The sequence below is a fragment of the Neisseria leonii genome (assembly GCF_028776105.2).
Classification (GTDB): Bacteria; Pseudomonadota; Gammaproteobacteria; order Burkholderiales; family Neisseriaceae; genus Neisseria; species Neisseria leonii.
Genome location: NZ_CP145606.1, coordinates 1,004,672 through 1,026,864 on the forward strand (window position 1 = coordinate 1,004,672; position 22,193 = coordinate 1,026,864).

The 22,193-nt window shown below is 56.7% G+C and carries 15 protein-coding genes; 6 read left to right on the forward strand and 9 right to left on the reverse strand.

Annotated features, from left to right (window positions below; all coding sequences use genetic code 11):
* Window positions 1–43 precede the first annotated feature (43 nt).
* From ORY85_RS04865 to ung, 3 genes are all read right to left on the reverse strand, one after another.
* Window positions 44–1,534 (reverse strand): YifB family Mg chelatase-like AAA ATPase, encoded by a 1,491-nt coding sequence (locus ORY85_RS04865; RefSeq protein WP_274571085.1) that lies wholly within the window; start codon window positions 1,532–1,534, stop codon window positions 44–46.
* 46 nt (window positions 1,535–1,580) lie between these two features.
* Complete coding sequence (locus ORY85_RS04870) at window positions 1,581–1,859, reverse strand: accessory factor UbiK family protein (RefSeq protein ID WP_274571084.1); 279 nt, start codon at window positions 1,857–1,859, stop codon at window positions 1,581–1,583.
* Between the two features lie 99 nt (window positions 1,860–1,958).
* Window positions 1,959–2,630, reverse strand: a complete 672-nt coding sequence (gene ung, locus ORY85_RS04875; protein ID WP_274571083.1) for a uracil-DNA glycosylase — start codon at window positions 2,628–2,630, stop codon at window positions 1,959–1,961.
* Between the two features lie 351 nt (window positions 2,631–2,981).
* On the opposite strand from ung, the gene ORY85_RS04880 reads away from it, so the two are divergent.
* From ORY85_RS04880 to aroA, 3 genes are all read left to right on the forward strand, one after another.
* Window positions 2,982–4,958, forward strand: coding sequence for a choline BCCT transporter BetT (locus ORY85_RS04880; RefSeq protein ID WP_274571082.1), 1,977 nt, complete (start codon window positions 2,982–2,984; stop codon window positions 4,956–4,958).
* Window positions 4,959–5,074: 116 nt separating this feature from the next.
* Window positions 5,075–6,088, forward strand: a complete 1,014-nt coding sequence (gene waaF / locus ORY85_RS04885) for a lipopolysaccharide heptosyltransferase II (RefSeq protein ID WP_274571081.1) — start codon at window positions 5,075–5,077, stop codon at window positions 6,086–6,088.
* 134 nt (window positions 6,089–6,222) lie between these two features.
* Entirely contained in the window at window positions 6,223–7,518 is a 1,296-nt protein-coding gene (aroA, locus tag ORY85_RS04890) for a 3-phosphoshikimate 1-carboxyvinyltransferase (protein ID WP_274571080.1), read from the forward strand.
* A gap of 115 nt (window positions 7,519–7,633) precedes the next feature.
* On the opposite strand, the gene ORY85_RS04895 is transcribed toward aroA, so the two are convergent.
* From ORY85_RS04895 to ORY85_RS04920, 6 genes are all read right to left on the reverse strand, one after another.
* A complete protein-coding gene (locus ORY85_RS04895) occupies window positions 7,634–8,518 on the reverse strand; it encodes an acetamidase/formamidase family protein (protein ID WP_274571079.1) in 885 nt (294 codons plus the stop codon).
* A 264-nt stretch (window positions 8,519–8,782) separates the two neighbouring features.
* Window positions 8,783–9,313: a FixH family protein gene (locus tag ORY85_RS04900; protein ID WP_274571078.1), complete on the reverse strand. Its 531-nt coding sequence runs from the start codon at window positions 9,311–9,313 to the stop codon at window positions 8,783–8,785.
* 6 nt (window positions 9,314–9,319) lie between these two features.
* A complete protein-coding gene (ccoG, locus tag ORY85_RS04905; RefSeq protein ID WP_274571077.1) occupies window positions 9,320–10,744 on the reverse strand; it encodes a cytochrome c oxidase accessory protein CcoG in 1,425 nt (474 codons plus the stop codon).
* A 288-nt stretch (window positions 10,745–11,032) separates the two neighbouring features.
* The gene (locus tag ORY85_RS04910) at window positions 11,033–12,256 is read right to left on the reverse strand and encodes an acetyl-CoA C-acyltransferase (protein ID WP_405030342.1); all 1,224 of its coding nucleotides are present in this window, start codon (window positions 12,254–12,256) and stop codon (window positions 11,033–11,035) included.
* An 87-nt stretch (window positions 12,257–12,343) separates the two neighbouring features.
* Window positions 12,344–14,710, reverse strand: coding sequence for a 3-hydroxyacyl-CoA dehydrogenase/enoyl-CoA hydratase family protein (locus tag ORY85_RS04915; protein WP_274571076.1), 2,367 nt, complete (start codon window positions 14,708–14,710; stop codon window positions 12,344–12,346).
* A gap of 151 nt (window positions 14,711–14,861) precedes the next feature.
* Window positions 14,862–17,294 carry an acyl-CoA dehydrogenase gene (locus ORY85_RS04920; protein WP_274571075.1) on the reverse strand — a complete coding sequence of 811 codons (2,433 nt, stop codon included), beginning with the start codon at window positions 17,292–17,294 and terminating at the stop codon, window positions 14,862–14,864.
* Between the two features lie 444 nt (window positions 17,295–17,738).
* On the opposite strand from ORY85_RS04920, the gene ORY85_RS04925 reads away from it, so the two are divergent.
* The 3 genes from ORY85_RS04925 to ORY85_RS04935 all read left to right on the forward strand — a co-directional run bounded on the left by ORY85_RS04925 (window position 17,739) and on the right by ORY85_RS04935 (window position 21,852).
* Window positions 17,739–18,794, forward strand: coding sequence for a sulfate ABC transporter substrate-binding protein (locus ORY85_RS04925; protein WP_405030348.1), 1,056 nt, complete (start codon window positions 17,739–17,741; stop codon window positions 18,792–18,794).
* Window positions 18,795–18,907: 113 nt separating this feature from the next.
* Window positions 18,908–20,002, forward strand: a complete 1,095-nt coding sequence (gene mnmA, locus ORY85_RS04930; RefSeq protein WP_274571074.1) for a tRNA 2-thiouridine(34) synthase MnmA — start codon at window positions 18,908–18,910, stop codon at window positions 20,000–20,002.
* 179 nt (window positions 20,003–20,181) lie between these two features.
* On the forward strand, window positions 20,182–21,852 hold the full coding sequence (locus ORY85_RS04935) for an AMP-binding protein (RefSeq protein ID WP_274571073.1): 1,671 nt from the start codon (window positions 20,182–20,184) through the stop codon (window positions 21,850–21,852).
* Window positions 21,853–22,193 lie beyond the last annotated feature (341 nt).

Here is a 22,193-nt window from a genome sequence, read left to right on the forward strand (position 1 = left end):
GCCCGGCATTCTAACAAAAAAACTGTGCGGACGCGCTGTCCCTTTACAAAGCTCTGCGGAAACTTACGGCACGTAACACATGGGCGCGGCCGACCCGTTCATCGCCCGCCAAATCGGCCAATGTGCGCGCCACCCTCAAAATGCGGTGGTAGCTGCGCGCGGACAGCGACAGCTTTTCCAGCAGCCCGCTCAATGCCTGTGCGGCTTCGGGCTCAATCCGGGCAACGGTATCCAATTCGGCCACGCTCAATTGTGCGTTGGTTTTGCCTTGACGGGCATATTGGCGGTCGCGCGCGGCTTCCACCCGGATTTTGACTGCGGCACTCGCTTCACCCGGACGTGCCTGAGCCAGCTCGGCCGCCGGTAACGCAGGCACTTCAATCGTTAAATCGATACGGTCCAACAGCGGGCCGGAAATTTTGCTGCGGTAAGCCGCGATACGTTCGGGAGTACAGCGGCAGGGCTTGACCGGATGGCCGAAATAGCCGCACGGACAGGGGTTCATCGCGGCAACCAGTTGGAAACGCGCCGGAAATGTGGCCTGACGGGCAGCACGCGAAATATGGATTTCGCCGTTTTCCAGCGGCTCGCGCAATACTTCCAGCACTTTGCGGTCGAATTCGGGCAGCTCGTCGAGAAACAGCACGCCGTGATGCGCCAGGGAAATTTCGCCCGGGCGCGGGTCGGAACCGCCGCCGACCAAAGCCACCGCGCTGGCACTGTGGTGCGGGGCACGGAACGGCCGTTCTGTACTGTTGTCCTGCAAATGAAGCGGCAGCAGTGAGCGCAGTGCCCACACCGAAATCGTTTCTTCGTCGCTCAGCGGCGGCAGAATGCCCGGCAATCGTTGCGCCAGCATGGATTTCCCCGTACCGGGCGGGCCGACCATCAGCAGGCTGTGTCCGCCGGCTGCGGCAATTTCCAATGCCAGCCGCGCGGTATGCTGGCCTTTGACTTCGGCCAAATCGGGCAAAGGGCGGGATTCAGACGGCCTGATGCCGCCTGGTACCGCCTGCAACGGCGCGATACCGTTCAAATGGGCGGCCACTTCGCCCAGGCAGACCGCACCATATGCCGTCAAATCTTTCAGCAATGCCGTCTGTGCGGCATTTTCCGCCGGCAGGATAAAGGCGCGTTTGTCTTTCGCACCCTGCCAGGCCATAGCCAACGCGCCGCGTACCGGCCGCAGTGCACCGGACAGAGCCAGCTCGCCCGCCAGCTCATAATCTGCCAATTTGTCGGACAATACCTGACCCGATGCAGCCAAAATACCGACGGCAATCGGCAGATCGAAGCGGCCTGACTCCTTGGGCAGATCGGCCGGTGCCAGATTGACGGTAATTTTTTTCGCCGGCATTTCAAAGCCGCTCTGCACAATCGCCGCGCGCACGCGGTCGCGGCTTTCCTTCACTTCGGTATCCGGCAGGCCCACAATATTAAACTGCGGCAACCCGTTGGCCAAATGGACTTCCACTTCGACCAAAGGCGCGCTCATGCCGCTCAATGCGCGGCTGTACACCACCGCCCACGTCATGTTTCTTCCTCTCGTTATTTTTATTTTGTGCGGCGGATCCGCAGTTTTATGCCCCGTCCGTCCCTGCCGCCGTATCCGCTGCGGCCTGCTGCGGGCCGGCAGCTTCGATTTTGGCCAGGCGTGCTTCCAGCTCGGCCAGTTTGGTGCGGGTTTTAATCAAAACCTGCTGCTGGATGTCGAATTCTTCGCGCGTGACCAAATCCATGCGGGTAAATGCGCTGCCCAACATGGCTTTCACATTTTTCTCCACGTCTTTGGCCGGGCTGTTGGCCATGGCGTCGCCGATTTTGGCACTGACTTCTTCAAACAGTTTTTTACCGATCATGTTTATTGTTCCCGTAAATATCGATGCAGGCTGCAAAACGGCATTGTAGCCAAAAAAACTCAGGCCGTCTGAAAAATCCCGCCCCCGCCGGAATCTTTTTCACACCCGATCGGGCAGCCGCCAGTCGATGGCCGCCATCCCATGCCCGTGCAAATAAGCATTGGCGCGCGAAAACGGCCGGCTGCCGAAAAAACCCCGATAAGCCGACAGCGGCGAGGGGTGTGCCGAAGTCAGCACCAGATGGCGGGAACGGTCGATAAACGCGCCTTTCTTCTGTGCGTGGCTGCCCCATAACATAAACACCAAATGCTCGCGCTCCTCTGCCAAACGGCGGATAACCAGATCGGTAAACCGTGTCCAACCCAAATCGGCATGGGAATGCGCCTGCCCCGCCCGCACCGTCAGCACCGTATTGAGCAGCAGTACCCCCTGCTGTGCCCAGCTTTGCAGAAAACCGTGCGCCGGCACGGTAAAACCATCAATATCGTCTGCCAGCTCTTTGTAGATATTCAGCAGAGAAGGCGGAATCTGCACCCCCGGCCGCACCGAAAACGCCAAGCCGTGCGCCTGCCCCTCACCGTGATACGGATCCTGCCCCAGTATCACGACTTTGACCTGCGAGAACTCAACCGCCCGAAAAGCATTAAATACATCGGCAGCCGGCGGATAGATACGGATACCCTGCTGCCGCTCGCGGCGTACCGTGTCCAAAATCTGCCGGAAATACAGCTGTTCCTTTTCCGCCCCGAGGGCTTCCCGCCATGTCTGCATATTTCTTTTTTCCTTCCGGCCGCACAACGGCGTGCGGCATATTTTTCTCTTTACCGAATTAAACGGCTACTTTCCCGCCAAAACAAGATTTAACATTTAATTTAAAAATAAAATTCTGATTATTGATTATTTTTGGAATTTTATTGCTAAATAACGGCTTTTTTAATGATTTTTAACCTGAGCTGTTTATGCATCCCGTATTTTTTGTTAGGGTAAACAGACCGCAGGGCTGCAAACACATCAAAACGCTATCAATATTTCTGAAAAGGCCGTCTGAATATATCAAACTGCTGCATTTCAGACGGCCTGTTCCGGCTCTGCATTCAACGATGATTTGGAAAGGAAGTATTCATGAACCGAAAAGCCCTGCCGGGCAGTAACAGCGGGCTGAATCCGCCCGTGTTCTATATTTCGGCCGGCATTATCCTGCTGATCAGCCTGTTTGCCGTGCTGCTGCCCGAAGTTGCCGACCAGACATTCAAAGCCGTTCAGGCGGCCATTGTGGAAAATGCCAGCTGGTATTACGTCCTGACCGTCGCCATTATCCTGCTTTTTGCCGTGTATTTGGGTATGTCGCGTCTGGGCAACATCAAACTGGGGCCGGATCATGCCAAACCCGATTACAGCAATTTTTCCTGGTTTGCCATGCTGTTTTCCGCCGGCATGGGCATCGGTCTGATGTTTTTCGGCGTGGCCGAGCCGGTCATGCACTTTCTGACTCCGCCGCTGGGCGAAGGCGGCACGGTGGCTGCCGCACGCGAAGCCATGCGCCTGACTTTTTTCCATTGGGGGCTGCACGCTTGGAGCGTTTATGCTGTCGTCGCGCTGATTCTGGCTTTTTTTGCCTACCGCCACAACCTGCCGCTGACTCTGCGTTCGGCACTGTATCCCTTAATCGGCGATAAAATCTACGGCCCCATCGGCCATGCCGTCGATATTTTCGCCGTGGTCGGCACCCTGTTCGGTCTGGCTACCTCATTGGGCTACGGTGCATTGCAGGTCAATACCGGTCTGAACCATCTGTTTCCCGTCATTCCTGTCGGCACGGTCAGCCAAGTGGTGCTGATTGCCGTCATCTGCGCCCTGGCCACCGTATCCGTGGCTTCGGGCTTGGATAAAGGCGTGAAGTTCCTGTCCGAGCTCAATATGGGCATGGCGGTGGTACTGCTGCTGTTTGTCCTGCTGGCCGGTTCCACCGTCTTTCTGCTTCAAGCGTTTGTACAAAACGTCGGCTATTATCTGTCAAACATTGTCAGCATGACATTCAACCTGTATGCCTACCAGAAAACCGACTGGTTTGGCGGTTGGACCATTCTCTATTGGGGCTGGTGGATCAGTTGGGCTCCGTTTGTCGGCCTGTTTATCGCCCGCGTTTCGCGCGGCCGCACCATCCGTGAATTTGTTCTCGGCGTACTGTTCGTTCCCGCCGGTTTTACATTCTTCTGGATGACGGTATTCGGCAATTCCGCCATCGATATGATTTTCAACCAAGGCATCACATCACTGTCCGATGTCATTTCGGCCGACGTTTCGCTCGCACTGTTCGCCTTTTTGGAGCAACTGCCGTTTTCCACCGTCTTTATCTACATCGGTTTGGCGATGATTGTGGTGTTTTTCATTACCTCGGCCGATTCCGGCGCATTGGTGATGGATATGCTCTGTGCCTACGGGAAAGGCAGCAAAGGCCTGCGCTACCGTGTATTCTGGTCGGCCGGTGCGGGTGTCGTGGCCGTGGCACTGCTGCTGGCCGGGGGACTGGGCGCACTGCAAACCATGGCGATTGCCAGCGCACTGCCGTTTGTTACCGTTTTGATGATTGCCATGTACGGCCTGTTTAAAGCCCTCCGCATCGATGCGCAGAAACAGGAAATCCTCCAACAAAACCTCACTACCCCCCTGCCTGCACAGGGCAGCGGTGCTTGGCGCGAGCGCTTGCAGCTGATTATGGATTTTCCGAACCGGAAAACCGTGAGCCGCTTTGTCGACACCACCGTCAAACAGGCGTGCGAAGAAGTCGCTGCCGAACTGGGCCAGACCGGCGTCCGTGCCGAAGTCGCCCAACCCGAAGCAGGTTGGGTAACCCTGACTATCCACCATGGCGAGGAAATCGACTTTGTTTATCAGGTTTTCACCGCCAAACATATCCAGCCGGCATTCGTACAGGCAGACAATCCTGCCTCCGAAGATCAGGAATATTACCGCGCCGAGGTGCATCTGCGCGAAGGCGGTCAGGATTACGACATCATGGGTTGGAGCAAAGAAGGTGTCATCAACGACATAGTCAGCCAATATCACCGCCATATGCACTTTCTGCACCAATTGCGCTGAAACGGCTTTCTACCCCCTGCCGGACACCGGAAGCACCCGCTTCCGGTGTTTTTACAGGTCGGCACGATACGGCCAAATCGGCTAAAATCACACTACCCGATTACTTCCCCGATATAATGAGCAAACAAATTCTGATTATTTCCCCCAGCTGGATCGGCGACTGCGTGATGACCCAGCCGCTCTACCGCCGTCTGCACGAATTACATCCCGGCTGCGCGGTAGATGTCTTTGCCCCGAAATGGTCGATGGCCGTCTTCGAGCGTATGCCGCAAGTACGCCGCGTGCTGGAAAATCCGTTCGGACACGGCGCACTGGAATGGAAACGGCGCTGGCAGTGCGGACGGGAATTGGGCAAAAGCGGCTACGATCAGGTCATCGTCCTGCCCGGATCATTCAAATCGGCACTGATTGCCCGTGCCGGCGGCATCAGGCAGCGCACGGGCTATGTCGGCGAAATGCGTTATCCCCTGCTCAACGACATCCGCAAACTCGACAAAACCGCACTGCCCCTGATGGTGGACCGCTACACCGCACTGGCCTATCCCCCCAACGGCTTCAACGGTACTTCCGATTATCCCTCCCTGCACGTTCATGCGGCCGACGCCGCAGCGGCCTGTGCCAAACACGGCTTAAACCGCGACCGCCCGATTGCCGCCTTCTGCCCCGGTGCGGAATACGGCCCGGCCAAACGCTGGCCTGCCCGTCATTTTGCCGGACTGGCAAAACTGTATACCGCCCAAGGCTATCAGATCTGGCTGTTCGGCTCGCAAAAAGATTTTGCCGCTGCCGACACCATCAACCGCCTTTCAGACGGCCTGTGTGTCAATCTGTGCGGCCAAACCAGCTTGGCCGAAGCCATCGATCTCCTGTCGCTGGCCGAAACCGTTGTCTGCAACGACAGCGGGCTGATGCACCTGGCTGCCGCCCTCGGCTGCCGTGTGGTGGCCGTTTACGGTTCTTCCAGTCCGCACCACACCCCCCCCCTGAGCAGCCGCGCCGACATCGTCAGCCTGAACCTGCCGTGCAGCCCCTGTTTCAAACGCGAATGCCCGCTCGGGCATACCGCCTGCCTGAACGACATCACGCCGCAAACTGTCTGGCAGTATGCCCGCCCGCAACACGGCGGCTGACCCGGTGCTGCCGCGCTGCTATAATCCAACGCAATTTGCCATCAAACCATCTGCCGGAAATACAGAAAACCGCAAGAAAAATCCGCTTAAACAACCATCTGCCGCATTTCATGCCACTGCGGCCGGAGCCTGCCATGACCGACTTTATCCGCCTCGATGCACGCACGCTGCACGCTTCCACCATCAGCCTGCCCGGTTCGAAAAGCATCAGCAACCGCACCCTGCTGCTGGCCGCGCTGTCCGACAACAGCTGTGAAATTTCCTCGCTGCTCAAATCGGACGACACCGACCGCATGATTGAAGCCCTGATTACCTTGGGCGTGCAGATGGAATTTTCCGGAGAAGGCCGTCTGAAAGTCCACGGTTGCGGCGGCCGTTTTCCCAATCCGCACAGTGATTTGTTTCTCGGCAATGCAGGAACGGCCTTCCGCCCGCTGACAGCCGTTCTGGCTGTTTTGGGCGGCAGCCACCATCTGCACGGGGTACCGCGTATGCACGAGCGGCCGATCGGCGATTTGGTCGATGCCCTGCGCCATGCGGGCTGCCGTATCGATTATTTGGGCAACCCCGGCTACCCGCCGCTGCAAATCGGCAGCCACAGCGGCAGCGGTGCGCGCACGATTCCGGTCAAAGGCAATGTATCCAGCCAATTTCTGACCGCCCTCCTGATGGCTTTGCCGCTGACGGGCGAGGCCTGTGAGATTCATGTCGAAGGCGAACTGATTTCCAAGCCCTATATCGACATCACGCTCAATCTGATGGCGAAATTCGGCGTGCCGGTGGAAAACGAGCGGTATCAAATTTTCCGCCTGCCCGCGCACGCGCGCTACCATGCGCCCGAAAAACTGGCGGTAGAAGGCGATGCGTCCAGCGCGTCTTACTTTCTCGCGGCGGGGCTGCTGGCCGCCACGCCCGTGCGCGTAACCGGTTTGGGCAGAAACGCGATTCAGGGCGACGTGGCTTTTGCGCACGAATTGGAAAAAATCGGTGCCGATGTGGTGTGGGGCGACGATTTCATCGAAGTGGGCCGCTGCCCCGGGCAAAAAATCCTGCCTTTCGATTTGGACGCCAACCATATTCCCGATGCGGCGATGACGCTGGCCGTGGTCGCGCTGGCTGCCGGCGCACCCTGCACGCTGCGCAATATCGGCTCCTGGCGGGTGAAAGAAACCGACCGCATCGCCGCAATGGCGGCCGAGTTGCGCAAAGTGGGCGCGTTGGTGGAAGAAGAAGCCGAGGCCATACACATTACGCCGCCTGCCGCGCTGATTGCCGATGCGCGCATCGATACATACGACGACCACCGCATCGCCATGTGTTTTTCGCTGGTTTCCCTGCTGGGCGTACCCGTCGTCATCAATGACCCGAAATGCACGCACAAAACTTTCCCGACCTATTTCGATGTATTCGAATCCATGACAAAACGCTGAACTACCGCCGTCAGGCCGTCTGAAAACACCGGCCGCCCCCACACAGTAATACAGACACCTGTCCCGCAAGCAGACAGCCCGGCTTTCGCCGGGCTTTGAATAGAATGCCGCGTCTTTATTTGCGCACGGATTCGAGCAGCGCTTTTTCCACTTCGACCCGCATGGTGCGCTGCGGATTCACCACCTGCGATGCCACCAGATGACCGGCCAGAGATAAAAACATACCGGCCTGATTCAGGCTCAAAGTCGTATGATCGGTAATGAAGCGCGCCATCTGCTCCACCGCTTGCTGACAGGCGCGTTCCAGATTCTGATCCGAAGCCAGGCTGATATACAGCTGCTCCGTTTCGACAAACGGCAGCGGCAGGGAAACATCTTTCAACACTTCCACCACCACATCCACTTCCCCGCAGATTTCCAGCCCCGATCCCATCACTTCGCCATTGCCCATCACCGCATGCAGGTCGCCCAGCGCCAGCAGCGCACCCTCGACATTGACAGGCAGATAAACAATCGATCCCTCCGTGATTCGGAGCGTATCCAGATTGCCGCCGTGCCGGTCCGGCGTTCCCGTACTGATGCCCTCTCCCTCTGCGGCCGTCCCGATCACACCGACCATTTTGCGCAGCGGCAGCCTGATGCCCAAATAATCGGCCTCCGTGTCGGAAACCGTGCAAACCACCGTTTCCTCCTGCCCGACCAAACCGGCCAGCTGGCCGAGTCCCGGCGCGGCCACTACCACCCCCTGTTTGGCCACACGGATGGCCTGAATGGACACCTTCAAAATATCGCCGGGCTGTGCACCCTCGACAAAAAGCGGGCCGGTTGCCGGATTCACTTTGGAAAAATCAATGCCGCTGACCACATCCCGCGCACTCTTTACCGTATTGGAAAAACAGTCCAACGTCTCGAACGTTACCTTATCGCCGCTGACCGCCCTGGCCGCAGGCAGATGGGACGCACTCAGCGAAAAAATCGTGTGCTCCGAACCAATTCTCATTTTTTATCCTTTATTTATCCAAAAATATTTATCCAAAAAACACTTGCACGATCAACAGAAACAGGCATCAATCCGCGATGGCTTCTGCCGCCCTCTTCCCGCTGCAAACCAAGCGCGGTGCGCCCAGTATAGCGGAAACCGCGCATTTTCCGCATCTGCCGTTGTTACCGCCAACCCGGCAGAACAAGGCCGTCTGAAAACGCACAGAGACGTTTTCAAACGGCCTAGTGATACAGCACATGCTTGGACGCGGGCAATCCGGCTTTATTTTTTGGCGTAATCTTTGGGTTTCAGATTAACCGCATGGCCCTGGCTGACAATCCACTTGTCGTCCAGCCGCCACACACCCGCCGCATCTTCCACCCGCACATACCAGTGCTGGGTTTTCGGCAGTGTGCGGAAAGCGGCACTGTACAGCGCTTTATCGCCCGATACCGCCTGATCGACAGACAGTTCAACCGTCTGATCCTGTTCTTTTTTGGCCGGATGCAGAAAAACCAGCTTCAACGGCGTACTGCGGTCGAAATCGCCGCTGACAAACACTTTGGCACTATTGCTCTCAGGGCTGACCAGCACCTGTGCCGCCATATTGCGTTTCAGGGCTTCCCGGTCGCGCTTCAAGTTCAAATCGATGTATTTGCCTTCTTTGTAGTAGTCGTCGCTCACCAGATCCGCCATATTGGTTTTGGCAATGTAAAACGTACTCAAACCGGCCACCACCACAATCATCGGCCCGGCCATCAAAATCCACGGCCACGGTTCTTTATACCAAACTTTCGACTGTCTCTCGCTCATGAATGCTTATTCTCCGATAAAAGTGGCTTTTTCGCGGAACGTGCGGGTCTGCTGCGGCGTGTCGGCATCGGCGTAGGTAAAGGTAAACTCAATCGGGTGGCTGCCTTTATCGGCGTATTCGGGAATGGTGGATACCTGTACCGGCACGGTAAGGGTTTCGCCCGCCGGTACTCTGAGGCCGTCTGCGGGCAGGCCGGTCAGCGCGATTTCGTCAAAACCGCTGACGGCGGCCGTCAAAACACGGTCTTGCTCGCTGGTATTGATAATGCGCAGATTATAGGCGTTTTCCGTCCAACCCTGATTATTTTCCCGCACCATCACGCCGCGGTCCTTAATCACATCCACCGCCATGGTTTCGCGCAATATCACGCCGGCCAAAAAAGCAACAGCCGCCGCCAGCAGCACCGCACCATAACCCAATACGCGCGGTCGTGCCAAACGTTTTTTAATGTCCCTGTCCGCATATTCGTTTGCCAGTACGCCTTCGGTGGTATAGCGGATCAGGCCGCGCGGATAATTCATTTTGTCCATGATTTCATCGCAGGCATCGATACAGGCGGCACAGCCGATACACTGATATTGCAGGCCGTCGCGGATGTCGATGCCCACGGGGCATACCTGAACGCACATGGTGCAGTTGATGCAGTCGCCCAAGGCCGTCTCCCCGGGGCGCACGTTTTTCTTGCGCGCACCTCTCGGCTCGCCCCGTGCGGCATCATAGGAAATCACCAGCGTGTCTTTGTCGAACATCGCACTCTGAAAGCGCGCGTACGGACACATATGCAGGCACACCTGCTCGCGCATGATGTGGCCGAACAGCCAAGTAACAAAGCCGTAAAATACCGCCGTTCCCAATGCCCAGCCGCCGACCTGTCCCGCAAACAGGTCCGGCACCAATTCGCGAATCGGGTTGAACCAGCCGGCAAAGGTAATCCCCGTCCATGCGGCAACCAGGAAGATTAAGAGATATTTGACGGCCTTGATGCGGATTTTGCGCGCATTCCACGGCTCTTTATCCAGTTTCAGACGTTTGTTGCGGTCGCCCTCCACCAAATGATCAATCCACAGCATGATTTCGGTATAGACCGTTTGCGGGCAGGCATAGCCGCACCACAGACGGCCTGCTATCGTCGTCCACCAGAACAGGCCGAAAGCGCAAATCATCAGCAGCAGTGCCAGATAAATCAAATCGCCCATACCGAACGACAGGCCGAAAATAAAGAAGTTGCGGCCGGGAATGTCGAACAGCACGGCTTGGCGGCCGCTCCAATTGAACCACGGAATCACATAAAACACGAACTGGGTCGCCGCAATCGCCGCCACCCGCCAGTTGGCAAAACGGCCTTTGGCCATTTTCGGGTGAATACGCTTGCTGCTCTGATAAAGCGTAATGACCTGCTCTTTCGGTTCTTTCGGTGCCACAGTGCTCATCCGGTGTTCCTTAATGATTTTATTTTATTATCCGCGCCATTATACGCCGCTTTCCCCACCGCCGATATGCTTCAAATCAAACGGCTGCCACCCCGGAGTAAGGCCGTCTGAAAACCTGTTTTTCCGGCTGCCTGACGTTGCCCAAGCCGCTGTTTGGAGACACGGGACGCTGCCATAACAAAACATACCTTTACCGCTTAACGGCAAAGGTATGTTGGGAAGGACTGAAACCGCAATCTCTATCCGACAGTCCGGTTTTCAGACGGCCTTCGGGCAGATTGCCGCCAATCAGAGTACTTCAATCAGGCCGGCCGCACCCATGCCCGTACCGATACACATGGTAACCATGGCATAGCCGGTTTTGCCCTGTTGGCGCAGACCGTGAATGGCAGTGGCGGCACGAATGGCACCGGTGGCACCCAAAGGGTGGCCGAGCGCAATCGCGCCGCCGTTGGGATTCACCAGTTCGGTATCCAGATTCAAATCGCGGATCACGGCCAAAGCCTGCGCGGCAAAGGCTTCGTTCAGCTCAATCCATTTGATGTCGGCCAGTGATTTGCCGCTGGATTTCAAGACGGCAGGAATGGCTTCTTTCGGGCCGATGCCCATGATTTCGGGCGGCACGCCGCGTACAGCGAAACCTTCGTAGCGGGCAATCGGCGTGAGATTGTAGCGTTTGAGTACGTCTTCGCTGACCACCAGGAGCGCACCCGCGCCATCGGACATCTGCGACGCATTGCCTGCGGTGACGCTGCCTTGGGCGGCGAAGACGGGTTTCAACTTCGCCAAGCCTTCCAAAGAAGTGTCGGCACGCGGGCCTTCGTCGGTATCGCACAGTTTGCGGGTTTCTTTCGCTTCGCGGCTGTCCAAATCGGCCGTACGGTATACCGCTTCAATCGGCGTGATTTCGGCTTTGAATTTACCCTCGGCAATGGCCTTCAGGGCGCGGCGGTGGCTCTCGAACGCAAATGCGTCCTGATCTTCACGGCTCACATTCCACTGCTCGGCCACTTTTTCGGCAGTCAGACCCATGCCGTAGGCAATGCCGTAATTTTCTTCTTTGGCGAAAATTTCCGGATTGAGCGACACTTTGTTGCCCATCATCGGAATCATCGACATGCTTTCACTACCCGCCGCAATCACGGCTTCGGCCTCACCCGTACGGATACGGTCGGCAGCGATTTGCAGGGCGTTAATGCCCGATGAGCAATACCGGTTGATGGTGATGCCGCCCACGGTATTGGGCAGTCCGGCCAGCAGCGCGCCGATACGGGCAAAATTCATGCCTGCTTCGGCTTCGGGAAAGGCACAGCCGGCCACCACATCGTTAATCTCGGCCGGATCCAAACCCGGCGTTTGTGCCACAACGGCACGGATAACATGCGCCAGCATATCGTCGGGACGTGTGGTACGCAGCATACCGCGCGGTGCTTTGCCGATGGGGGTGCGGGTAGCGGCGACAATATAGGCTTCTCGTAATGATTTCACAATAACACTCCTGTTTATTGGCATTCGGTTCGGAAGGCCGTCTGAAAACACCGTGTTTTCGCTTATCCGTTCAGACAGCACCGGTTTCAGACGGCCTCAACGGCGGCAAAATCAGTTGCGCAACGGCTTGCCGGTGGAAAGCATATTTTCGATGCGTTCCAGCGTTTTCTCGTTTTGAAGCAGCTCGACAAATACTTTGCGCTCCAGATCCAGAATCCACTGCTCGTCCACCACCGTACCCGGATCGACATCGCCTCCGGTCATTACCCAAGCAATTTGGCTGCCGATGTGCATATCGTATTCGCTGATATAGCCGCCCTCTTTCATATTCAGCAGCTGGCCTTTGATGGATGCGGCTCCGCTGCGTCCGGCAACGGCGAATTTGGCCGGAATTTCGGGACGGAAGCCCGCTTCTGCCAATGCGCGTGCTTCGGACAGTGCGACATACAGCAGCTCGTGGCTGTTGAACACCACCACATCGCTCTCGCGCATAAAGCCCAACTCTTTGGCTTCCAGCGCACTGGTCGCCACTTTGGCCGTAGCAATGTTCATATAGCGGTCTTTGAGCGCGGCCAAAAGATCGCCTTGGCTGGCACGTGCGGCACGCAGGGCGAAATCTTTGGTACCGCCGCCTGCCGGAATCAGGCCGACGCCCACTTCCACCAAGCCGATATAGCTCTCCAACGCGGCCACAGTGCGGTTGCAGTGCATCAGGAATTCGCAGCCGCCGCCGAATGCAAAGCCCTGAACGGCAGCCACAGTCGGAACTTGGCTGTAACGCAGGCGCATGGCGGTGTCTTGGAACAGCTTGATCATGCCCTCGATAGCAGCAAAGTCGCCGGTGGCAAATTCGGGCATCATCGATTTCAGATCGGCACCCACGGAGAACGGTGCCTCGGGCGCGTAAAATACCAGTGCTTCAAACCGCTCTTCGGCCACATCCATGGCCTGATTGATGCCTTCCAGTACCGCACGGCTGATGGCGCGCATTTTGTTCAGGTTTTCCAACACCAGTACCTTGCCGTCCAAGGTATAGGCACGCACCACATCGGTTTCAAAAACGGTTTCGCCCAACGGTGCAAAGTTTTCGCCCCGCAATGCCGCCGGACGGATTTGCCGCCGGTAAACGTCCAATGCGGAACGCGGATCATAACGGCCGGTAGTAAAATTCAGACTGCCTTCACCGGTATGGAAAGCCTCCACGCCGTCAAGCCATGCGGGCAGTGCAGCACTGCTCATGGTTTTGCCCGCCGCAATGTCTTCGCGGATCCAGCCGGCCACCTGCTGTACACCGGCCGCCTGCCAGATTTCCAGCGGCCCTTCTTCCCAGCCGAAGCCGAAGCGGATGGCAAAATCGATGTCGCGCGCGTTGGCGGCAATACTGTCGGCCTGGCAGGCGATATAGTGGAAAGCGTCGCGGAACACTGCCCACAGAAACTGCGCCTGCGGATTCTCGCTTGCACGCAGCGCGGCCAGTTTTTTGTCCCAGTCTTTCTCTTTCAGAATATCGGTTACTTCGCTGTCGGCTTTTTGGTTTGACGGCACATATCCGCCCGTTGCCGGGTCGAACATCATGATGCGCTTGCCTTCTTTTTTGAAGATGCCGGCCTTCACTTTCGCCCCCACCGCACCGCTTTCAATCAGTTTTTTCAGCCAGTCGGGAATACCGAAAAACGCGTGCCACGGGTCTTGCGGCAAATGGTCTTCCATGGTTTTGGCCACATGGGCAAACGTATCCAGCCCGACCACGTCGGCCGTGCGGTAGGTGGCGGATTTGGCGCGCCCCAAACGTTTGCCGGTCAAATCGTCCACTACATCGAAGCGCAGGCCGAATTTTTCAGTGTTGTAGATGGTTGCCAGCATGGAGAATACGCCGATGCGGTTGCCGATAAAATTGGGCGTGTCTTTGGCGCGTACCACAGTCTTGCCCAATGTGCTGACCAGGAATTTTTCCAGATTGTCCAGATACTGCGGATCGGTAGCCTCAGTCGGAATCAGTTCCACCAGCTGCATATAGCGCGGCGGATTGAAGAAATGGACACCGCAGAAGCGGTTTTTCAGATCAGCCGGAAATTTGCCGCTCAGTGTTTCGACGGACAAACCCGACGTATTGGTGGCAAAAATAGTATGCGGACCCAAATGCGGGGCAACTTTGGCATAAAGGCTTTCCTTGATGTCCAAACGCTCGGCCACCGCTTCAATTACCAAATCGCAATCGGCCAGCTTGGCCAAATCGTCGTCATAGTTGGCCGCCTCGATATAGTGGGCGGCGTTTTGATCGGCCAATGGTGCAGGATTCTGCTTTTTCAGCGCGGCAAGCGCTTTGTCGACGATGCCGTTTTTTGCCCCCTCTTTGGCAGACAGGTCAAACAATACGGTAGGCACCCGGGCATTGGCCAGATGGGCGGCAATCTGCGCCCCCATCACACCGGCACCCAAGACGGCTGCTTTACGGATGACGAAGTTTTTCGCACTCATGTTTACCTCTTTCTCTTGAATAACCGTTTTTCAGACGGCCTTTCTCTGCCGTGTGCGGCATGAGGCCGCCTGAAAAGCGGGGTTGGTATAAATCGGCACTGCCGCACAGACGGTTCGGACACCGGCCGTCGGCCGTTACAGCAAACAGGGGTTAGAACACATGGCGTTGCAGCAACTGCTCATCGTGCTGTTCCAACTGCATATCGAAGTCGTCCACCATAATGACTTCGCGTTTGAGCTTGCGGGCACGGGTAACCGAATCGAAATCGTCTTGACTGATCACACCTTTATCCAGAGCTTCCTGCAATTGGGTCAGCTGGCTCAATGCGCTGAATTCGCCCTTGCGCGCCATGCTGCGCAGCTTCTTCTCCACCGGCTCTGCCGCGATGACCGCCGCATGTGCCGGTGCCAGTACGCCGACCGGTTCGGCCGGATCCTGCGGTACATACATATACTTGGTCAGGCGTGCCAGCATCTCGCCGTTTTTCATCATTTCGCGCGCCACTTGGGTACCCAGCTTATCGGCAGGCGGTTTGAGATTATGACCGGCAGGCATGGCCAATACGCGCAACACCCATGCCAACGGACGCGAAGGCAGGTTTTTCAGCAGTCCGTCCATCGCCGTTTGTGCGTCGTACAATGCCTGCTCGACGGCATACTGCATCACGGCCTCATCTTCTTTGGGACTGCCTTGGCTTTCAAAACGTTTCAGTACCGCGCTGGCGATATACAGATTGGACAATATGTCGCCCAAACGTGCCGACAGTTTTTCCTTGAACTTCAAGCTGCCGCCCAAACTGAACATGCTCATATCGGCCAGCAGCGCGAAGTTGGCGGCCAAGCGGGTCATACGGCGGTAGTATTTGGCCTGCGGGCCGCCGGGCACGGCAGTAACGAATGCGCCGTTGGTCAGACCCAGCCAGAAGCTGCGTGCCACATTGGACGCAATGGCATGGACATGAGCACCAAAGGCTTTGTCGAATGCAGCTTTGTCATTGTTCATGGCCGCACGGATTTCCGTCAATACAAACGGGTGGCAGCGGAATGCGCCTTGCCCGAAAATCATCATGCTGCGGGTCAGAATATTGGCACCCTCGACCGTAATACCGACCGGCACAGTCTGATACGCGCCCACCAGATAATTGCGCGGCCCCTGCACGACAGTACGCCCGCCGTGAATGTCCATCGCATCATTGATGGTTTTACGCATACGCTCGGTATTGTGGTATTTCAAAATAGCCGAAATCACACTCGGTTTTTCACCGCTGTCCAAGGCGGTCAAGGCCAAATCCTGCGATGCCTCCATCTGATAAGTGTACGCACCGATGCGCGCCAAGGCTTCATCCACACCTTCAAAGAAACCGATCGGCAGGCCGAATTGGTCGCGGATACGGGCATACAGCGAAGTGGTATAACTGGTTGCTTTGCCTGCGGCAACCGAATTGGCCGGCAGGGAAATGCAGCGGCCGACAGACAGACATTCCACCAGCATCTGCCAGCCTTTGCCTGCATATTCCACGCCGCCGATGATGTAGTCCAGCGGGATAAAGACATCGCGTCCCCACGTCGGGCCGTTCATAAACACGCTGCCGGTCGGATAATGGCGGCGGCCGATCTGCACGCCTTCAAATTCCGCAGGAACCAGCGCGCAGGTAATACCGATGTCTTTTTTACCGCCCAGCAGACCGTCAGGGTCGTACAGCTTGAAAGCCAAGCCCAAAACGGTGGCCACCGGCGCCAGCGTAATCCAGCGTTTTTCCCAAGATACGCGGATACCCAGCACATCTTCATGCCGCTCGCCCGTACGCGGATCCGTATAGCTGCCGCGCGCAACGACACCATAATCGGGAATACTGCCCGCATCGGAACCGGCATGGGGGCTGGTCAGCGCAAAACACGGAATTTCCTCGCCTTTGGCCAAACGCGGCAGATAGTAATTTTTCTGCTCTTCCGTACCGTAGTGCTGTAAGAGTTCGCCCGGGCCCAAGGAGTTCGGCACCATCACAGTCACTGCGGCCGAACCGCTGCGGGTACCGACTTTCATGACCACTTTGGCGTGGGCATAATTGGAAAATTCCAAGCCGCCGTACTGCTTCTTGATAATCATGCCCAAGAAGCCTTTGTCTTTGATGAACTGCCATGCTTCCGGCGACAGATCTTTGCGCTTGTGGGTAATTTCCCAATCATCGAGCATGGCACACAGTTCTTCCACCGGCCCGTCCAAAAACGCCTGTTCTTCTTCGGACAGACGGCTCATCTGGTAGCCTTGGAGCTTTTTGAAATCGGGTTTGCCTGAAAACAGCTCGCCGTCCCACCACACCGTACCGGCATCAATCGCAGCCTGCTCGGTTTCCGACATCGGCGGCATCACTTTTTTGAATACGGTAAAAATACGCTCATTCACCGCGCGGCGTACCGGCGGAATACAGCACAGGACAAAGACCGCCGCAGGCAGAATCAGCCAGAACCAGGACGCACCGCCCGCCAGCAGCGCCACTACCGCACTCAATACCACCGCCCAAGCCGGGGCGCGCCAATACAGCGCCGCACCGACCAACAGCACAAACAACAAGAAACCGAACATTTCTGTTTTCCCTCTCTTCGCTTTGATTTTGACGACGGCGGTTGCCCGCCCCCAGGAAACGACCGCACCGCCAACGGTGCAAGTTGCATGAAATATACTATACCCGATGGCGTATTTTCCAGCTTGTACCGCGTTTTTTTTCGTGTCTTTGCTCTATCCGAATCGGTTATTTTTAAAGCAGAAACCGCCCCTCCTACAACAAACTACACATCAGGCCGCCTGAAACCGGCCGGCCGCTTTTTCATACGGCCTTCGGAATAGAAATCTCTCTGTATCTTTCATGCCGGTATGGCAGCATCGGCCGCACGAAGGCCGTCTGAAAACAGGACTGCCGCCACCGCTTATAACCCAAACGCATTAGCAAACAACCAAGCATTCTTTTTGTTTGTCCGCCGCCTGATTTACAGTCTGCTTCTGATTTCCGACCGCATGAAAGTATCCACCATGTTCAAACATTTCTCCCTTGCGGCCGCAGCCGCCCTCGCTCTGGCTGCCTGCTCGCCGAAAAACGACACGGCATCCGCCGCTTCCGCTCCGGCCGCTGCCGGCGGCGTCAAACTGCTCAACGTTTCCTACGATGTGGCGCGCGACTTTTATAAAGACTACAACCCGCTGTTTGTGGCCGAATATCAAAAACAGAATAATGCAGACATCACCGTCCAGCAATCGCACGGCGGTTCGAGCAAACAGGCTTTGGCTGTCGCCAACGGACTGCAGGCCGATGTCGTTACCATGAATCAGGGTTCGGACATCGACCTGCTGGCCAAGCGCGGCCTGCTGCGTGCCGACTGGCAGAGCGCCTTCCCCAATAACGCCGTCCCCTTTACCAGCACCACCGTTTTCCTTGTCCGCAAAGGCAATCCGAAAAATATCCGCGACTGGAACGATTTGGCGGACAATGATGTCAAAATCGTTCTGTCCAACCCGAAAGTAACCGGCAACGGCCGCTACGCCTTTCTCGGGGCATACGGCTACGCACTGAAAGCGAACGGCAATGATGAAGCCAAAGCGCGCGATTATGTCGGCCGCTTCCTCGGCAATGTGGAAGTGTTTGAAAACGGCGGCCGTGCCGCAACCACCACATTCGTCCAGCGCAATATCGGCGATGTGCTGGTTACGTTTGAAAACGAAGCGCATCTGTCGGCACAGCAATACGAGCCGGGTGCATTTGAAATTGTGTATCCGAAATATTCCGTGCGCATGGAAAGCCCGGTCGCCGTAGTGGACAGTGTGGTAGATAAACGCGGCACCCGCGAAGCGGCCACTGCCTACCTGCAAAACCTGTGGAGCAGAGAAGCGCAGGAGTTGGGCGCAAAACTGTTCCTGCGCCCCGCCGACGAAAGTGTACTGGCAGCCCATGCCGACACTCTGCCGCCGGTGGAAACGTTCCGCCCCACCGACGTTTTCGGTTCATGGGACGACATCATGCCGAAATTCTTTGCCGACGGCGGCCTGTTCGACCAACTCGCTTCGCCCGCCGCAAAAGCCAAAATCAAATAGTCTGCCCCATATGCACACAGGCCGTTTTCAGACGGCCTGTTCTGTATTTCGCGCCCGCCCTGCACAGCATGTTAAAATCCTTTCCTTTTGACACGGCTCCGCCCGGACTGTTTATGGACAACACAGCACAAAACATCATCGTCGGCCTCTCCGGCGGCGTCGATTCTTCCGTTACCGCCGCCCTGCTCAAACAGCAGGGACATGCCGTCAGCGGCGTATTCATGCAGAACTGGGAAGACGACGACACCGACGAATATTGCAGCATCAAACAGGACTCTTTCGATGCCATCGCCGTGGCCGATATGCTGGACATCGACATCGACATCGTCAATTTCGCCGCCCAATACAAAGACAAAGTTTTCGCCTACTTCCTGCGCGAATACCGTGCCGGACGCACGCCGAACCCCGATGTGCTGTGCAACGCCGAAATCAAGTTCAAATGCTTTCTCGACTATGCCCTCGAACGGGGAGCCGACGTGATTGCCACCGGCCACTACGCGCGCAAAGCCGTGCACGACGGCCGCCACCTGCTGCTCAAAGGCCTTGATGCCAACAAAGACCAAAGCTATTTTCTCTACCGTTTGCAGCCGCACCAGCTCGAACGTGCCGTTTTCCCCTTGGGCAGTTTGGAAAAACCCGCCGTGCGCCGCATCGCCGCCGACCTCCGCCTGCCCACCGCCGCCAAAAAAGACAGCACCGGCATCTGCTTTATCGGCGAACGCCCCTTCCGCGCCTTTCTCCAACAATACCTGCCCACCGACAACGGCAAGATGGTCACACCCGAAGGCAAAACCGTCGGCAGCCATCTGGGCCTGATGTTCTACACCATCGGCCAGCGCAAAGGCTTGGGCATAGGCGGCGCGGGCGAACCTTGGTTTGTCGCAGGCAAAGATTTGCACGCAAACCGCTTAATCGTGGTGCAGGGACACGGCCACCCCCTGCTCTACACCGACAGCCTCATCATGGACGATTTGAGCTGGACGCTCCCGCAACGCCCGCCCGAAGGCCGCTACACCTGCAAAACCCGCTACCGTATGGCCGATGCGCCGTGCGAACTGCGCTATCGGGACGGCACGACGGCGGAATTGTTATTTGACGAACCGCAGTGGGCAGTTACCCCCGGCCAGTCGGCAGTACTCTACGACGGAGATGTCTGCCTGGGCGGCGGCATCATTACCGCCACCGACAAACCCGTTATTACCGCCTGACCGTGCAGACCGTCTGAAAACCGCACCGGCATATTTTCAGACGGCCTTCTTCGATTAAAGTGATTGCTCGAACAAAAATATCCCAAACCGCGAAAAAAATCAGTTATATTCCGATAAGTCTGCACATTCTGCACCGAATAACAACAAGCCGAACATGTTCTTATTTTTAAGGAGGAGTCATGGAAAAAGTCTGGCTGCAAAGCTATCAGGAAGGCGTACGCCCCGAAATCGACGTGCGCGAATACACATCCATTGTCGATGTTTTTGAAAAAAGCGTCGCCCGCTTCAAAGACAAGCCCGCCTTTATCAGCATGGATAAAGCGCTCAGCTTCAACGAAATCGAGCAATACTCGCGCCAGTTTGCCTCATACCTGCAAAACCATCTCAAACTGGCCAAAGGCGACCGTGTCGCCGTCATGATGCCCAACCTGCTGCAATACCCGGTTGCCCTGTTCGGCATTCTGCGTGCCGGTCTGATTGTGGTCAATGTCAACCCGCTCTACACCCCGCGCGAGCTGGAACACCAGCTCAACGACAGCGGGGCCTCCACCATCGTGGTACTGGAAAACTTTGCCGGCACGCTGGAATCGGTAGTGGCGCGCACGCCAGTCAAAAACATCATCGTCGCCAGCATCGGCGATATGCTGGGCGGGCTCAAAGGCTGGATTACCAACCTTGTGGTACGCAAAGTGAAAAAAATGGTACCCGAATACCGCCTGCCCGGTTCGGTTACATTCAAACAGGCACTCGCCTCAGGTTCCGGCCACACACTGCGCCCTGTCGACATCACACTGGAAGATACCGCGTTTCTGCAATACACCGGCGGCACCACCGGTGTATCCAAAGGTGCCATACTGACCCACGGCAATATCTGTGCCAATATCCTGCAAGGGCGCGAATGGATACGATCGAGCCTGCGTCCGGCCGAAGAAGTGGCTGTGGCCGCCCTGCCGCTCTACCACATCTTCGCGCTGACCGTAAACACCATGATTCTGATGGAAATCGGCACAACGGCCGTACTCATTGCCAATCCGCGCGACCTGCCTGCCTTAATCAAAGACATCGACAAACACAAAGTTACCGTTTTCATCGGCCTGAATACCCTGTTCAACGCCTTGGTAAACAACGAAGCCTTCCGCAAACTCGACTTCTCGAACTGGCGGCTGACCTTGGGCGGCGGCATGGCCACCCAAAAAGCGGTAGCCGACAAATGGCAGCAGATTACCGGCCTGCCCGTGGTCGAGGCCTACGGCCTGACCGAAGCCAGTCCCGGCGTGAGCATCAACCCGCTCAATATTACCGGCTATACCGGTACCATCGGCCTGCCGATTTCCAACACGGAAGCCCAACTGCGCGATGCCGAAGGCAAAGCAGTCCCTGCGGGACAGCCCGGCGAATTGTGGATACGCGGCCCGCAAGTCATGAAAGGCTATTGGAACCGTCCCGATGAAACCGCCAAAGTACTCGACAGCGAAGGCTGGCTGGCCACCGGCGACATCGCCGTTATCGACGAAAAAGGCTGGATCAAGCTGGTGGACCGTAAAAAAGACATGATTGTCGTATCGGGTTTCAACGTGTACCCCAACGAAATCGAAGAAGTCATCGTCCAACATCCGAAAGTTCTCGAAGCAGCCTGTATCGGCGTACCGAGCGATAAAACCGGCGAGGCCTTGAAACTCTTTGTGGTGAAAAGCGACGAGAGCCTGACCGCCGACGAACTGATCGCCTTTGCCCGCACCGAGCTGACCGGCTACAAAGTGCCCAAGCAGATCGAGTTCCGCGACGAACTGCCCAAATCCAATGTAGGCAAAATCCTGCGCCGCGAGTTGCGCGATACAGACAGCCGATAACTGAAACCGACATCAAAGGCGCATCCGGCGCCTTTTTTTCCGCCTGGCACCAACCAATCCGCACCGGTCCATACGGCAGATTCTGCGGCTCCGAAGCACTTTCTGCTGCGGAAAACACCTGTCCTGACGCACCGTACAGGCATTCAGGCCGTCTGAAATTCCCCACCGGCTCTGTTTTCAGACGGCCTAACAAGCCTGACACAGCAACCTTACTCCCGCAAAAAAAAACGGCCGATGCACTCCGCCCGCCGGCACTTTGTCCTCAAAGCATCAATCCGCACGCCGCCACATCAGAACCGAACCTGCCGTTCCTGCATCAATCAGCCCCCTCTGCCTGTTTT

What these genes read in the sequence shown, in the direction of transcription:
- ORY85_RS04915 (WP_274571076.1), bottom strand. Translation starts at nt 14,710, where the DNA reads ATGAGTGCGAAAAACTTCGTCATCCGTAAAGCAGCCGTCTTGGGTGCC.
- ORY85_RS04900 (WP_274571078.1), bottom strand. Translation starts at nt 9,313, where the DNA reads ATGAGCGAGAGACAGTCGAAAGTTTGGTATAAAGAACCGTGGCCGTGG.
- mnmA (WP_274571074.1), top strand. Translation starts at nt 18,908, where the DNA reads ATGGACAACACAGCACAAAACATCATCGTCGGCCTCTCCGGCGGCGTC.
- aroA (WP_274571080.1), top strand. Translation starts at nt 6,223, where the DNA reads ATGACCGACTTTATCCGCCTCGATGCACGCACGCTGCACGCTTCCACC.
- ORY85_RS04895 (WP_274571079.1), bottom strand. Translation starts at nt 8,518, where the DNA reads ATGAGAATTGGTTCGGAGCACACGATTTTTTCGCTGAGTGCGTCCCAT.
- waaF (WP_274571081.1), top strand. Translation starts at nt 5,075, where the DNA reads ATGAGCAAACAAATTCTGATTATTTCCCCCAGCTGGATCGGCGACTGC.
- ORY85_RS04865 (WP_274571085.1), bottom strand. Translation starts at nt 1,534, where the DNA reads ATGACGTGGGCGGTGGTGTACAGCCGCGCATTGAGCGGCATGAGCGCG.
- ORY85_RS04925 (WP_405030348.1), top strand. Translation starts at nt 17,739, where the DNA reads ATGTTCAAACATTTCTCCCTTGCGGCCGCAGCCGCCCTCGCTCTGGCT.
- ORY85_RS04880 (WP_274571082.1), top strand. Translation starts at nt 2,982, where the DNA reads ATGAACCGAAAAGCCCTGCCGGGCAGTAACAGCGGGCTGAATCCGCCC.
- ORY85_RS04870 (WP_274571084.1), bottom strand. Translation starts at nt 1,859, where the DNA reads ATGATCGGTAAAAAACTGTTTGAAGAAGTCAGTGCCAAAATCGGCGAC.
- ccoG (WP_274571077.1), bottom strand. Translation starts at nt 10,744, where the DNA reads ATGAGCACTGTGGCACCGAAAGAACCGAAAGAGCAGGTCATTACGCTT.
- ORY85_RS04935 (WP_274571073.1), top strand. Translation starts at nt 20,182, where the DNA reads ATGGAAAAAGTCTGGCTGCAAAGCTATCAGGAAGGCGTACGCCCCGAA.
- ung (WP_274571083.1), bottom strand. Translation starts at nt 2,630, where the DNA reads ATGCAGACATGGCGGGAAGCCCTCGGGGCGGAAAAGGAACAGCTGTAT.
- ORY85_RS04910 (WP_405030342.1), bottom strand. Translation starts at nt 12,256, where the DNA reads ATGCCAATAAACAGGAGTGTTATTGTGAAATCATTACGAGAAGCCTAT.
- ORY85_RS04920 (WP_274571075.1), bottom strand. Translation starts at nt 17,294, where the DNA reads ATGTTCGGTTTCTTGTTGTTTGTGCTGTTGGTCGGTGCGGCGCTGTAT.